Genomic DNA, 12,537 nt, shown 5'->3' on the forward strand with positions numbered 1-12,537 from the left:
TATGGAAAAAATTTCAGTAGCTAATCTCACTATTGATATAGTCCGAAAAGACATTAAAAATATGCATTTGGCTGTTTATCCGCCTAATGGTAGAATACGTTTGTCTGCACCTGAAAAAACCGATAGTGAAATGATGAGATTATTTGTCATTTCAAAAATTGGATGGATAAAAAAACACATTAAGAATTTTAATGCACAACCAAGAGAAACACCACGAGAATTTATATCTGGAGAAAGTCATTACTTACTTGGAAAAAGATATTTATTGAATGTTGTAGAACACAAAGGATTTAATAAAGTAGAAATAAAAGGAACAAAGACAATTAACCTATTCACAAAACCAAATACTTCAAAAGAAGATAAAGGGCGTATTATGAGAGAATGGCATCGCAATCAACTAAAAAACCAAATCCCGGAACTAATTACAAAATGGGAAAACTTAATTGGTGTAAAAACAAACGATTGGGGTGTAAAACAAATGAGAACCAAATGGGGAACTTGTAACATCGATGAAAAGAGAATTTGGATAAATTTAGAGCTCTCAAAAAAGCCAGTCATTTGTTTAGAATATATTATCGTTCACGAATTAATCCATCTATTAGAAAGATATCACAACGATAAATTTACTGCCTATATGAACCAATTTTTACCGAAATGGAGATTATACCGTGAAGAATTAAACAATTTACCAGTATCTCATAACGATTGGGGGTATTAGTAGAATAAGAGTTTTATAAATCATTTCCCAAATTCAAAAAATGAAACTTTGATTACAATCATTATCTCATTCACCTGCACAAAATCCTCGTTTAGTCCAAGTATTCCTAAACTCACATCTTTGTTTGTTTCATTTCGCTAATGACTGTAAAAAAGAAAGAGTAACGCCATTAATGAAGTTTTTATTCGAAGCCAAGCCAAGAAAATTATAAGTTAATTTTCCCTATCAATAAATAAATTTTTACTTTTGATTATAACATTAGTATTAAATGAATAAGCAGAATGAATAAACCATCCAAATACACCGAAGAACTTTTGCACTTTCTAGAAGATGAAGAAAATTATCCTGAAATGATTGATTGGATAGAAGAACAACCAGAACTAGATCAACCAGATATTTTAAGAGAAATGCAAGCAATCTTTAAAAACCGCTATTTAAAGACCGGCGAAAAGGATTGGTTAGACAAAGCCAATTTTATTGCTAAAGGCATTGACGATTTTGAAGACGAAATCCTCGACCAAAAACTCGACAAAGCATTATTTATGATGCAATTTGGTAAACTAGAGCTTGAACCAGAAAAAGTAATATTGTTTTTAAATAAAATTAGAATAGATATTATCAAAGCTATCCTTTCCAACCCTGAAAACATAAGAGAAGTAAAGAAACTTGCCAAATTAGCAATTAAATTTGAAAAACAAACAGGCATATACGACCCATACAATTGGATTGAAATTTTATGATGCTAAAACAGTAAAAAAATCCACATAAATTAGAATTAGTTTCAGTTGAAAAGGATATTTTTATTTCTAAAAATTCAATAGAAAGTAAAGAAAATAATTTTAATGGAATCTTGCTACTTACTTTTGGAACTATACCATAGCCTGCGTAAATATGTAATAATAAAATAAATTTGTATGTTATGAAATACCTATTCTTATTGATTCTTATGCCTTTAATGTCAATTCACAGCCAGACAAAAATTCATCTAGGTGATGGTATCTATTCTTCAAATAAAGTAGCCTACACCATAGACGGCAATAAAGTAAGGCTTGGCAATGGTACTAATTCCTCTAACAAGGTTCTTTATACGTTCGATGAAGATAAAGTAAGACTGGGCGATGGTAATTATTCATCTAATAAAGTGTTATTAACAATCGATGGAAACAAAATCCGACAAGGAAACGGAACCTATTCCTCCAACAAAGTAATTTTCACAATCGATGGTAACAAAATCAGGCAAGGTGACGGAAACTACTCTTCCAATAAAGTGCTTTATACTATTGATGGAATCAAAATCAGGCAAGGCGATGGAACCTATTCCTCGAACAAAGTCCTTTTTACCATTGATGGTGGTTTATCAATTACTAAAATTGCATCACTTTTGTATTTGATTTTATAGTGTCAATTTACACCTTTTTATTTGAGATTTTTTTCGAATGATATACCCGAAACTTTTTCAAGTAAAAGAGCTTTGACTCCAATGAATTTCTGGGCAAGTGATCTATAATCATATATACGATGGTTATGGTCAAAAAGGAAGTCTTTTAAAAAATCTGGTCTTTCCTGGAACAAGAAAGCAACATTCTCTCCAATAGATAACTCAGTATTAAATGCTGCAATAACTGTAGGTCGTTCTTTTTCAATACTATTAATTTCAGTGCTTAATTGTACTAAATCCAATTGAAAAACGTGTGAAAAAACAAAGTAATTCCCTTCATTTGTTCCTGTAGTATAAGGAAACCAAAACTCGGCAACAAAATAATGATCAAAATTTTCACAGCCTATGGGGAAATTTTTCTTCCCTTCAAATTTATTGGATAAACCAGAATCGGGTTCAAATTTTATCTTGTCTTTTTCTACAAAATAAACTGTATGCAAATAATGAGAATAATCCTCATTCAAATTTAGCCCACCAAAAAGAGGTGAAAATAGTTCCAATGTTTCTGATAATTGCTGTTTTGTGTTCATAATCAAATTAGGCTTGAAAAATGATACATTAATAAGAGGAAAAAGCTATTCTAAAAACTTCTAGTTTATAGGTATTGCAAATTAATTTTTCATCATTCTTTTGTTTTTCAATAACTCCCTGTATGCTTCTATTTCTAAATCACTATTTTTATAATCTTGATTCATTTGCCCAAGATTTCTAATCAGTAACTTGTAAGTAACAAAATGCCCTCCTATAAAAATAAAGCAACACCACAATGGATGTAATAACAATCTTTCATAATTGTAAATCTGAAGAGTAATTAAAAAAACTAAACTTGTCACAAACCAATATTCTTTTGTCGATACCATTCTAAAAAACTTTGATAAGCCAAGAAAAAACTTCAAACTACCTATTGAACAATCTTTAAACTCTTCCAGTATTTCTGATTTAGTTTTCATAATTTTTTAAGTGTATTTAACAAAAAAATAGGTTCTTTAGATTATCCCAAACCAAATCCTTTTCCAACGGTTTGGCCTCTTTTTTTTACCATTTCTTGAGCAAGTGTTCTATAATCATCCTTTCCATTTTTACCAAATAGCACGTGTTTTATAGTGTCATAGTTGGATTCTACAAATACGGCAACACTTTCTGGGTCGGATAAAATTTCATATCCTACTAAATTATTATTTTCTTTTTCTATTTTAATATCTTCCTCTAACTGAGTTAAGTCCAACTGAAAAATATGAGAATAAATAAAGTATGTACTTGGTAGTCTCATTGCACTTGGGTACTCATACCAAAACTCGGCAACAAAATACTTTTTTGCACCCTTACAATTTACCGGAAAATTTTTCTTTCCATCGAATTTGTTTGGGGAGCCAAAAGTCATCATATCATCTTCTACAAAAAAAACGGAGCGCAGATTACACTTGTTTAAATTTTGACCGTTAAAAAAAGATTCAAACATTTTTAATTCTTCCGGCAATTTTAGTTGAGTGTTCATATTTGTTTATATTATTAGAGGATTATTATAAGGAGTTTAATTTTTAGGATTTTATGATAACATACTTTCCACAAAAAGAAAGTGTTTTATCAATATTTTTCTAAAAACAATCATTTATTATCTTTAACGCTTGATTTCTAGGATATTCATAAGTCGATATTTTATAATCATCACCTGACGTTTCTTTAAAAGGCTCTATTCTCTGATTTGATTTCAATCCTTTCTTTGTTGAATTGTATTTATTTCTACAAATTAAGATGTCTTCTGGATCGTTACCAGAAAAACCCGAAGAAATCCTTTCTGAAGTTTCAATTATTTTTTGTTCTGGTAGTTTAATCGCAATGGCTTTAGCTTTGTCATATTGCTTCATCTCACAGTATTTCCGAATAATTTTAAAATTAAATTCTGAAATTTTATGTTCTAACTCTTCTTGTCCAATTCTATCACCAGATCCATAATTAAAACTCAACTGAATGTTCTTTAATTCATTACAAGTATTTTCTGCTTTTTCTAACTCATTTTGACTAATCCAATAGTCAGTTTCAGTCGAAATAATTTTATATAATTCTTCGTTTTTTGTTTTTCGCTCTTCAACACCTCCAACAATATAATTATACCACTTTTTATCATAGTTCTCATCAGTTAATTCACTAGCATAATTTCTGGCTTCTTCAAATTTGTATTTTGAAAGACAATCATCTATATTATCACAATCGGAACTAGAATTTTTACAACTAAAAAGAAATAGGATAGAAAAAATTGGTAAAAAATAATATTTCATAGGATACTCTTATTTGTTTATTCTACTAGTTGCATCAAAAGGATCCCACTCGCCTAAATGTACGAGTTGGCGCAACCAAGGGAGTTTATTATATTCAGCATCTTTCTTGTACTTATCAAGTAATAAGCTTTGTCCTTCAATGGCAACTTTAGATTCCAAATCAGCTTTTGTCATATTATAAGTGTTGTCTTGTTCCTGTTTATCTTTTCTTAAATTAAATTCTCTTTCGTCTGTCAACCATTTTTGTTTGGCATTAGGGTCAAGTTTTTTAAGATAATTAGTATAAGAGCTTTGAGCATCTTTATGGCAAGGTGCATCTGCTGGAATTAAAGCATAATAGGACATTGCAGCTTCATTAAAACCTCCCATTGCACTTTCTTTTCCTAGTTCTGCTTTCATTTTTGATAAAAGCTGATTGCAATTTTCACCGTTATACAACTTAAAATAATTAGCAATCAAATCGCTAGAAGATTTATAGCAATTAACTTCTTTTGGTATCGTTTTCAAAATTAAAATAGCTCCTTCATAGTTTTTTTGAGAAGCTTCCGTTTTAGCCTGCTGAAGGATGCTGGAGCAGTTAGCTTCATAATAACGAATTGCTTTTTCTTTCCCTTCGGTAAGCAATCCAACAAAATCAGTATGATTAATATTTGAAGACTCCAAACCATTTATAAACGCTTTCAGTGGTGACTCCCCAACGCCTTTAAATGCAAAAGAAGCAGAACTAAAAATTGTTCCATCTAATAAATTAGCTGTATAGAAAGTCACATTATATTTATTAGCATATAAAGTAGGAGCAGTCGCCGTAACATTTTTAGAAGTTATAGAAATAGCGGGTATAATTACAAAAGACGGATTACCCACACTACCTGATGCTCCATATTTTGATACCAAAGAATTTATTTTATCTTCAATAATAGCAATACCTTCTTTACCCAAATCAGGGTATGGTGGCACATAAGGTGTAAAACGAATGCTTCCCCATTCTATATTGGAAACAGACTGCATACCAGACACATCTTTAGTCAATCGTTCTTTTTTCTCTCTTAAAAGTTTGTCTCTTTCTTGGTCAGTTATATCATTTTTCTTTTTTTCAGAGTTACCACAAGAAACCAGAAATACTAACATTGAAACATAAAATATTTTTTTCATAATTTTTTATTTTAATCCCTTAATTACTAAATAAGCATCGGCTATCCCTTGGGTTTTATTGACACAGCTTATACCACAAGATTTGGATATATCTCGTTTTAAATCGGAAGCAAAATCAAATGCAGTATATTTTTCTCCAAAAGGAGTAAGTGTTTTGATTCTGACATTAGTAAATTTCAACTCCTTATCAGAATTTTTAACGGATTTAAATGATGAATGAACAGTATTTTTTTTCAACCAATTGTTAACCCAATCATTATAATTTTCAGTGCCAAGGCATTCATCACCAAGTGCAAGATTGGCATTTTCCTCCGTGTTTATTCGCAAAGTAATTTCAACGCCATTATCAATAATATCTTTAAATTGGTTATTAATTTGTTGTTGAAAATCTGAAATATTTTCATTTAGGTCTTTTTGAATTAAAGCTGCTAAAGAGCCACTCCCATCCTCATTCCCAATATCCGAGCGGGTAATTGTAGCAACATTTTTATTAGTATAAACATCTATGGCAGTTAAAATATAAGTTAATATTTTTTTAGGATTTCTGCTAGACGGATCTTGTTTGTACTCATAATCAACTTCTATAATGAAATCAGGTCTTGCGGTGTTTAGTAGTTGGGTTCGTGCATCAGTCGAAACACTTTCCATTGCATCCATTGTTTTTTCATTATTGATTTGTTTCAATTGCTGTTCAAGATTTTCAAGTGGATAATTAGATTTAGAAAATGCTCCTTCAACATTAGCAATGACAAATTTTAATTCTGAATCTTGAACAAAAGATTTGGAATAATTTCTGTCATATGAAACGGTTCCTTGATTATCAATTTCCTTCAAACAATCTAATCTTTTAAGTAAAGCATCCGAAGGAAATACCATTAATGTTGGGTTATACCTATTTACCTCTCCACCAGTATAGTCATTAAGATTATTGCTTTTTTTACAGGAAACTGCAACAATGGCAACAGAAGCTAATAATAAGAAAAGATTTTTTCTTGCATATATTTTTTTTAATCTATTAACTCTTTTGTTTTCTAATTCTAATCCCATATCCTTTTTATGAATTTAATTGTGTTAATAATCTATAATTTATGGCAATCGTGTTTCATTCCACATCTACACGGAAATTCTTTCATCGTTTTTTGTAATTCCATTCCCATCAAATGTACATTTTTTTTATTGATAATGAAGTCCCAAGAAATTGGTGTTTTTGTCCATTCTTCATATAAATCACTCAATACTATCTTTATATGGGGAGTATTCCCACTGAAGGACTTCATAAATTCTAAATCTACATCAACAAAATTAAGAGTCTTTAAAGTTCCTTTTGAAGTGCTTACCATAGTTAACCATTCGTCCATTAGCTCTATTTGTTCAACAGTCATAAATTTCAATTCTCTTTCAAAATGACCATCTCCTTTTTCAATTATTAATGTTGCGTCTAGTGCATCGTTATCAAAATAAGAGTTTACTGAATTTTCATAGGTATATTTGTTTACCCTGATTTCCAAAACTTCATTAAGATGGTTCACTAATCGCATAGTATCTATTTTTATTTGTTTGATAAATCTGTTTCTAAATATTCCTTTAATCCAAGAATAAAACCCAATCCCAAAAGAAAAAGAACGGCAACCAATCCCAAAGGAGGAATTCCTGCGAAATTTATCAATCGGGAAGGCAATTGCCCCTCATATTCTGAACTACTTTTCATCCTTTTTAGAAAGAGAGAAGAAAGAAAATTGAAAATCCCAATGAGTAAGGCTGTAAGGATCGCGATTTTATAGGGCATAGTTTTTTACTTTAAAGCTAATACTAAATTGAAATAGTCGATATCATTACTGCCAATAGAAAAACAGCTCAAGAATACTTCAATCATTTCTATATCAGTGAAATTTGTGTATAAATCCAAATTAATTTTTTTACCAAACAAGGTTTGAAACCGTTGAAATGCCATTTGTGTATCCACATCATATTCCTCCATTTGCAGGGAAGCTAACCAAAAAAGAAATAATTGCATCAGCCCACTAAAGGGTTTGGCGAATTTTTGCATATCGTAATAACCTTTGGTAACGAACACAATTTCTTCAATAGATACATTTGAGAATCCCAAGGCTAAAACCATTTGTTCCACCGCTTTTTCAGACTGTGCTTTTGATAATCCTAAAATGGATGCGAAGCTTTCCGCTAGTTTATCGATTGTGTTTTTATAATATTGGAACTGCTCAGGATTCTTTAAAAGACACCAAAGCACATCAAATGAATCCAAAACCATTTCGTTAATATCGCCTTTGATTTCATAACCATAATATTCCGTAAAATACCTTCTATACTTTTCTCTAGATCGATTATTCCCTTCATAGATAGTTGGCATAGGCAATGTAAATTGATATGGTACTCCCAAATGAGCATAGAGCAATATGGTTCTAGTTGGATTTCTTTCTTTAGAAAAGTCGTAAATGGTCATATTTCAAGCTTTTATATCCTTGTAATAGGTTGTCCCAATTAATTTCAAATACTTAATAGCGCAAATCTAATTTAAAAAACAGCTTTTGTCAAATGTGGCAGAGTGCATATAAATGCAAATTAACATAATGAACTTTTTCACTATATTAGCATACTAAACTACTCGGCATTAATGGCAAGAATTACCAACCCTGCAAAAGAAGAACACCTTGAATTTCTAAGAAGTAAAATACAAGAAAATTTTGGAAGGAAAATTAATACTACAACTGATTGTGAATTTTTATATTCCAATATGGGTAATAGTGTCAGTATTGATACTTTAAGACGAATTTTTAAACTGATTAAAGGAGAAACCCATCCCTCTTTACCAATTTTAGATTATTGCGCTATTTACTGTGGTTTCAAAAATTGGGAAGTCTTTATCGAAGAATACAATGTTTTAAATCGCAACAAACTAAAAGCATTATTAATTGATTGCGTTGAAAATAAAGTAAAAAATGAGGAGCTGTTTTTTATAATAGAAAGTCAAATTGTAGAAAAAGAAGTTTACAGCCTATTTACTCAACTTATCCTAACTAAAGTAATCCAAAAAGACAAATATTTTTTTGAAAACATCTTTGAATGTGAAACTTTGTTTGTAAACATTGAAAAATTCAGATATGAGATCCATTATATTATCCATCTTTTATGTGTCTTGTGCAATCAAAATAAATGGCTTCAAAAAATTGCCATAAAACACTATTTCAATTTACCGTATGATGATGATTTATTTGTGGAATGGTTGGTAAATCCAGAACAAGAATATTACAGAAAATTACTTTTGAACTATTACAAAGCAAAAAAATCTAATCCATCCTCCGAAGCTTTTTTTCATTTAATAATGGCAACCTATTATGCAGACATAAAAAACTGGGAAGAATTTAAATCTCATTACAATAGCATAAAAATCCTAGATTTTGATAAAATCAAAAGCAATATTTTACTTATGAGAAAATATGGTATAGAGGTTATTTACCAAAAAAAGTATAAAGAGGAAAATGCAAAAACTAGCATAGAAAACATAACCAAAATCAACTTTTCAAAAGAATACAAAGACATTAGTGACAGGGTAACGAGCATTTTGTTTATCAGCGAATATCTTTACAAATGCAATGAATTTCAAACAATAGTAAACATCATCAGAAAGCACTTGGGTTCAGATTTATTTTTGCTCACTCATTGGGGTAATTTAAATTGGAATCAATTACAAATTATCTTGGCAGGAAGTTTATATTTCACTAATGAAATTTCTAAATGTAATTTGATACTAGATGTCATTTCAAAAAACCAATTGAATTTAAACTTCTCTCCTTTTTCAAATGTAATTTACAATGATTTAGTAATGAAATTGAATATCCAAAAAAGCATAATTAATAATTGATCTTCAATCAAATAGTCTTTTTCAATGCAAACACTCAAAATCAATCTTCACGGGGAAAGTTGGACTCTTAAAAAGTTTGAGTGCAGCGAGGAGGATTTACTTGAGTGCTTGAAAGTAGCGGCTAAAATGAAACTTCCCTTGGTAAAGGCTCTATTAGATCCTTTTTTTTATTACTACCTCAAAAGAGCTTCTATTCCATCGGTGGAGCATTTACCCGGCATAAAAATTAGTGGTTTATTAGATACTCCTAAAAACCAAATTGAAATTTTATTAGATGGAAAGAAAATCAGGAAACTCCAATTCAAAGATTTCAATCAAGAACAATTGCTTTTCCCATTATACAATATTCATAAAACTGAAATTAGGGAAGAGTACAGCCCCGGAATTTATGTAGAACAAAAAGCTATTGGTTTTATTGCCAGCTTTGAAATAAAACTGAACGACTTTAATATTGATGATTTACAGTTCAAGTTACTAGAGTTTAATGATAATCTGCTATTGCAACAACCTAACTATCAAAATAAAAATTTCCTTCTTAGGAAGAAAGAAACATTACTCATTTACCAAAATAGTTTTGAAATTTCACAATAACAATATAAATAACTTCAGTGAAATTTTTCATTATCTCATTCAGCTTCACAAAACTTTCATTTAGTCCAAGTATTCCTAAACTCAAGTCTTTGTTTGCTTCATTTCACTAATGATTTAAAAAAAAAGATAGGAACGCTATCGCTGACCTTTTTGCGCCCACCCAAGCCAACGCTCGTCCAACGCTCCTGTGTTTTTGGCTTTTGCCAACGCTTTAACAGCACATTGCTTTTTTATTAGATTATACTATTGATTTTTTGGTTTAATAGAAAAAGCAATAAGCTGTCCTCCAACGCTCGAAAGCCAAAAACACCCCCAAGCTATGTTACATAATGATGGCAACATTATAGGTCAAGCGCCCCGAACCCCGGGGCACTCGCACTATAATTTCATTATGTAAAATAGCCGCCACGTCCAACGCACCCACCCGAAATAGGAGCTATATTTGCATTGTTTTTTGAAGATGCCATAACGTATCGCAACAACTTTTTTACTGAAAACTGCAACCTGAATACTGAACACTACTCAGGCATCCTCAAAAATCAAATTTCCCCACAAGAGTATCGTTTTTTATTTGCCACCACCACCGCAGTAATTGCTTTCCCGAAAAGCCGATGCCATACCGGTCTTATTGATGCTTAATACTAGAGGGAAGCATTCTCTTTCTTTCATAAGTCTGGCATCAACTTTTCTAGGAAAGCAATCAGAAAAATCCAAATCCACAAATAGAAAAACGATACACTTGTTTCGCTTCTGCCACCGCACTAGGTAAGTTCAGTTGGGGGAATCTTCCATTCCCCCAAACCCCCTTGGATGCAATTTTTTTTGAAAGAATGCCAAAGCATCCCATTTCAAAAGAGAATACCTGAAAGGCATTCTCCCAAAAAAAACAGCTCCGATTCCCCTCTCATCCGAATGACCAGTCCCAAATTTGAAGTTTGAGGCTTCCTTTCAATTCCTATTCTGAAAAAAAAACTTTATGAAACAAAAAAAACAGCAACACCAGACAAATGATGCAGCTTTTAATATTTTATAACTCTTTCTTAAATTACTCATTTGCAAACAAATGGAATTATATATTTGTAGAAAAGAATTTCAATTGAAAATAGCAACTCTCAATATAGACTGGTTCAAGAAATCCAAAGATTTAAAAAAGATAATTCAGGATGAAATCAACAAACAAGATTTAGATTTTTTGATTGTAAATGAGAATATCTTAAACTTTAGTTTTAATAAAAATTATTTTGAATATCATTCGAAATCTATTCCGACAAATGAAGTATTTCAACATCTTGATTATGGAATTTATCTAAAAGGTGAAACTCCAACAAGAACCAGCATTTATTCAAAACACCAATCAATTCAAGAGATAAAAACAATTGACAGTTATACTTCCATTTGTCATAAATTTACAATAGACGGCAAGGAAATAGTTATTTACGGAACCATAATTGGGACTTGGGGTATAAAATACCAGGATAAAATTGCAAAAGTAGAACTTGAAAATTTCAAGAATGATGTTAAAAATATAATGATTGAAAATGAAAATGTTTTTATTGTTGGAGATTTCAACACCTCTTTTTTCGAAATTGAAAAGCGACAATTACCCAGCATAAAAAGCAGAAAAGAATTAATAAACTATACGGATAACTACAATATACATAGAGCGACAGAACAAATTCAAAATTGCATTGACCATATTTTCATATCTGATAATTTGAAAAAGATTTCAAATTTTAAGACTTCCACTTTTTTAGAAAACAATATTTTAAAAGATGATCCACACAAAGGAATTATTTTAGAATTTCTTTTTTGATTTCATTTGCACTTCATTCCCAAGCAAACCAATATATAAGTGCAATATGATTGCCCCACTTAAATAAAACGATGAAAAGCAAAGCAATTACTCTTTAAGCAATGCTATAAACGAAAAAAGCCCCGAATTTCGGAGCTAATTTGACTGATTTTAGGCTTTTTTACTTTTCTGGTTCTGCTTCCTCTTCGGTTTTTACTCCAGTTTGGGAAACTACCGATATAATACTTCCGCCCAGTATTAAATATCCTGCGGCCGAAACCAATCCGACAGGCAATGCCACCGGGGAAGCAATGATTATACCGCCAACGGATGCCAATGCTATCCCGACAGTTCGCAAAATTTTAAACCATTTTGGGGTTGGTGCCAAAACTCTTTCTGCAAAATTCATTTTATTATTTTTCATAATCTTGATTTTTATAAATTGATAATTCTAAATTGTGTACTCTTTTTTCGATGTATTCTACTTTCTGGTTCAGTAAATCGTTGCCACTTTTGAACTCGGTTTTGATGATTAAAACCATTGTTTTTACTTCAATCAAATCTTTCTCCACACTCTTAAAATCAGTGTGCAATTGCTTGATAAAATAAGCCACAACCGATAGTAACAAGGTGATTAGTGTTCCAAAAAGTGCTGCTATGGCGTTGATATTTTCCATTGGATTGGCTTTT

At 30.9% G+C, this 12,537-nt stretch carries 17 protein-coding genes; 6 read left to right on the forward strand and 11 right to left on the reverse strand.

Annotation, left to right across the window (positions count from 1 at the left end):
- Position 1 precedes the first annotated feature (1 nt).
- The 3 genes from ACH2BV_RS08500 (at position 2) to ACH2BV_RS08510 (ending at position 2,117) form a co-directional block, all read left to right on the forward strand.
- On the forward strand, positions 2 to 718 hold the full coding sequence (locus ACH2BV_RS08500; protein WP_395050297.1) for a M48 family metallopeptidase: 717 nt from the start codon (positions 2 to 4) through the stop codon (positions 716 to 718).
- A gap of 281 nt (positions 719 to 999) precedes the next feature.
- On the forward strand, positions 1,000 to 1,458 hold the full coding sequence (locus ACH2BV_RS08505; protein WP_395050298.1) for a hypothetical protein: 459 nt from the start codon (positions 1,000 to 1,002) through the stop codon (positions 1,456 to 1,458).
- Positions 1,459 to 1,637: 179 nt separating this feature from the next.
- Positions 1,638 to 2,117, forward strand: a complete 480-nt coding sequence (locus tag ACH2BV_RS08510) for a hypothetical protein (protein ID WP_395050299.1) — start codon at positions 1,638 to 1,640, stop codon at positions 2,115 to 2,117.
- Positions 2,118 to 2,134: 17 nt separating this feature from the next.
- On the opposite strand, the gene ACH2BV_RS08515 is transcribed toward ACH2BV_RS08510, so the two are convergent.
- From ACH2BV_RS08515 to ACH2BV_RS08555, 9 genes are all read right to left on the reverse strand, one after another.
- On the reverse strand, positions 2,135 to 2,686 hold the full coding sequence (locus tag ACH2BV_RS08515) for a hypothetical protein (protein ID WP_395050300.1): 552 nt from the start codon (positions 2,684 to 2,686) through the stop codon (positions 2,135 to 2,137).
- Between the two features lie 81 nt (positions 2,687 to 2,767).
- Positions 2,768 to 3,106: a hypothetical protein gene (locus ACH2BV_RS08520; RefSeq protein WP_395050301.1), complete on the reverse strand. Its 339-nt coding sequence runs from the start codon at positions 3,104 to 3,106 to the stop codon at positions 2,768 to 2,770.
- A 41-nt stretch (positions 3,107 to 3,147) separates the two neighbouring features.
- On the reverse strand, positions 3,148 to 3,633 hold the full coding sequence (locus ACH2BV_RS08525; protein ID WP_395050302.1) for a hypothetical protein: 486 nt from the start codon (positions 3,631 to 3,633) through the stop codon (positions 3,148 to 3,150).
- Between the two features lie 118 nt (positions 3,634 to 3,751).
- Positions 3,752 to 4,432 (reverse strand): hypothetical protein, encoded by a 681-nt coding sequence (locus ACH2BV_RS08530; RefSeq protein WP_395050303.1) that lies wholly within the window; start codon positions 4,430 to 4,432, stop codon positions 3,752 to 3,754.
- Between the two features lie 9 nt (positions 4,433 to 4,441).
- Positions 4,442 to 5,584, reverse strand: a complete 1,143-nt coding sequence (locus ACH2BV_RS08535; RefSeq protein WP_395050304.1) for a hypothetical protein — start codon at positions 5,582 to 5,584, stop codon at positions 4,442 to 4,444.
- Between the two features lie 6 nt (positions 5,585 to 5,590).
- Entirely contained in the window at positions 5,591 to 6,631 is a 1,041-nt protein-coding gene (locus ACH2BV_RS08540; RefSeq protein ID WP_395050305.1) for a DUF6175 family protein, read from the reverse strand.
- Between the two features lie 32 nt (positions 6,632 to 6,663).
- Entirely contained in the window at positions 6,664 to 7,122 is a 459-nt protein-coding gene (locus ACH2BV_RS08545; protein ID WP_395050306.1) for a hypothetical protein, read from the reverse strand.
- Between the two features lie 11 nt (positions 7,123 to 7,133).
- Positions 7,134 to 7,370 (reverse strand): hypothetical protein, encoded by a 237-nt coding sequence (locus ACH2BV_RS08550; protein ID WP_395050307.1) that lies wholly within the window; start codon positions 7,368 to 7,370, stop codon positions 7,134 to 7,136.
- 6 nt (positions 7,371 to 7,376) lie between these two features.
- On the reverse strand, positions 7,377 to 8,045 hold the full coding sequence (locus ACH2BV_RS08555; protein ID WP_395050308.1) for a hypothetical protein: 669 nt from the start codon (positions 8,043 to 8,045) through the stop codon (positions 7,377 to 7,379).
- Positions 8,046 to 8,216: 171 nt separating this feature from the next.
- Here ACH2BV_RS08555 and ACH2BV_RS08560 point away from each other — a divergent pair, with 171 nt between their 5' ends.
- The 3 genes from ACH2BV_RS08560 to ACH2BV_RS08570 all read left to right on the forward strand — a co-directional run bounded on the left by ACH2BV_RS08560 (position 8,217) and on the right by ACH2BV_RS08570 (position 11,868).
- Entirely contained in the window at positions 8,217 to 9,464 is a 1,248-nt protein-coding gene (locus tag ACH2BV_RS08560) for a hypothetical protein (protein ID WP_395050309.1), read from the forward strand.
- Positions 9,465 to 9,488: 24 nt separating this feature from the next.
- Positions 9,489 to 10,055: a hypothetical protein gene (locus tag ACH2BV_RS08565; RefSeq protein ID WP_395050310.1), complete on the forward strand. Its 567-nt coding sequence runs from the start codon at positions 9,489 to 9,491 to the stop codon at positions 10,053 to 10,055.
- A gap of 1,096 nt (positions 10,056 to 11,151) precedes the next feature.
- Positions 11,152 to 11,868, forward strand: coding sequence for an endonuclease/exonuclease/phosphatase family protein (locus ACH2BV_RS08570; protein WP_395050311.1), 717 nt, complete (start codon positions 11,152 to 11,154; stop codon positions 11,866 to 11,868).
- A 160-nt stretch (positions 11,869 to 12,028) separates the two neighbouring features.
- Here ACH2BV_RS08570 and ACH2BV_RS08575 read toward each other — a convergent pair whose 3' ends face one another.
- Together ACH2BV_RS08575 and ACH2BV_RS08580 are read right to left on the reverse strand one after the other, a co-directional pair.
- Positions 12,029 to 12,271, reverse strand: coding sequence for a hypothetical protein (locus tag ACH2BV_RS08575; RefSeq protein WP_395050312.1), 243 nt, complete (start codon positions 12,269 to 12,271; stop codon positions 12,029 to 12,031).
- A partial coding sequence (locus tag ACH2BV_RS08580) for a hypothetical protein (RefSeq protein ID WP_395050313.1) occupies positions 12,261 to 12,537 on the reverse strand: 277 nt, incomplete at its 5' end. The genes ACH2BV_RS08580 and ACH2BV_RS08575, both read right to left, overlap by 11 nt.

The sequence above is a fragment of the Flavobacterium sp. genome, assembly GCF_043780635.1.
Classification (GTDB): Bacteria; Bacteroidota; Bacteroidia; order Flavobacteriales; family Flavobacteriaceae; genus Flavobacterium.

Coding starts and splice junctions, on each gene's coding strand:
- ACH2BV_RS08500 (WP_395050297.1), top strand. CDS start 2: ATGGAAAAAATTTCAGTAGCTAATCTCACTATTGATATAGTCCGAAAA.
- ACH2BV_RS08505 (WP_395050298.1), top strand. CDS start 1,000: ATGAATAAACCATCCAAATACACCGAAGAACTTTTGCACTTTCTAGAA.
- ACH2BV_RS08510 (WP_395050299.1), top strand. CDS start 1,638: ATGAAATACCTATTCTTATTGATTCTTATGCCTTTAATGTCAATTCAC.
- ACH2BV_RS08515 (WP_395050300.1), bottom strand. CDS start 2,686: ATGAACACAAAACAGCAATTATCAGAAACATTGGAACTATTTTCACCT.
- ACH2BV_RS08520 (WP_395050301.1), bottom strand. CDS start 3,106: ATGAAAACTAAATCAGAAATACTGGAAGAGTTTAAAGATTGTTCAATA.
- ACH2BV_RS08530 (WP_395050303.1), bottom strand. CDS start 4,432: ATGAAATATTATTTTTTACCAATTTTTTCTATCCTATTTCTTTTTAGT.
- ACH2BV_RS08535 (WP_395050304.1), bottom strand. CDS start 5,584: ATGAAAAAAATATTTTATGTTTCAATGTTAGTATTTCTGGTTTCTTGT.
- ACH2BV_RS08540 (WP_395050305.1), bottom strand. CDS start 6,631: ATGGGATTAGAATTAGAAAACAAAAGAGTTAATAGATTAAAAAAAATA.
- ACH2BV_RS08545 (WP_395050306.1), bottom strand. CDS start 7,122: ATGCGATTAGTGAACCATCTTAATGAAGTTTTGGAAATCAGGGTAAAC.
- ACH2BV_RS08550 (WP_395050307.1), bottom strand. CDS start 7,370: ATGCCCTATAAAATCGCGATCCTTACAGCCTTACTCATTGGGATTTTC.
- ACH2BV_RS08555 (WP_395050308.1), bottom strand. CDS start 8,045: ATGACCATTTACGACTTTTCTAAAGAAAGAAATCCAACTAGAACCATA.
- ACH2BV_RS08560 (WP_395050309.1), top strand. CDS start 8,217: ATGGCAAGAATTACCAACCCTGCAAAAGAAGAACACCTTGAATTTCTA.
- ACH2BV_RS08565 (WP_395050310.1), top strand. CDS start 9,489: ATGCAAACACTCAAAATCAATCTTCACGGGGAAAGTTGGACTCTTAAA.
- ACH2BV_RS08575 (WP_395050312.1), bottom strand. CDS start 12,271: ATGAAAAATAATAAAATGAATTTTGCAGAAAGAGTTTTGGCACCAACC.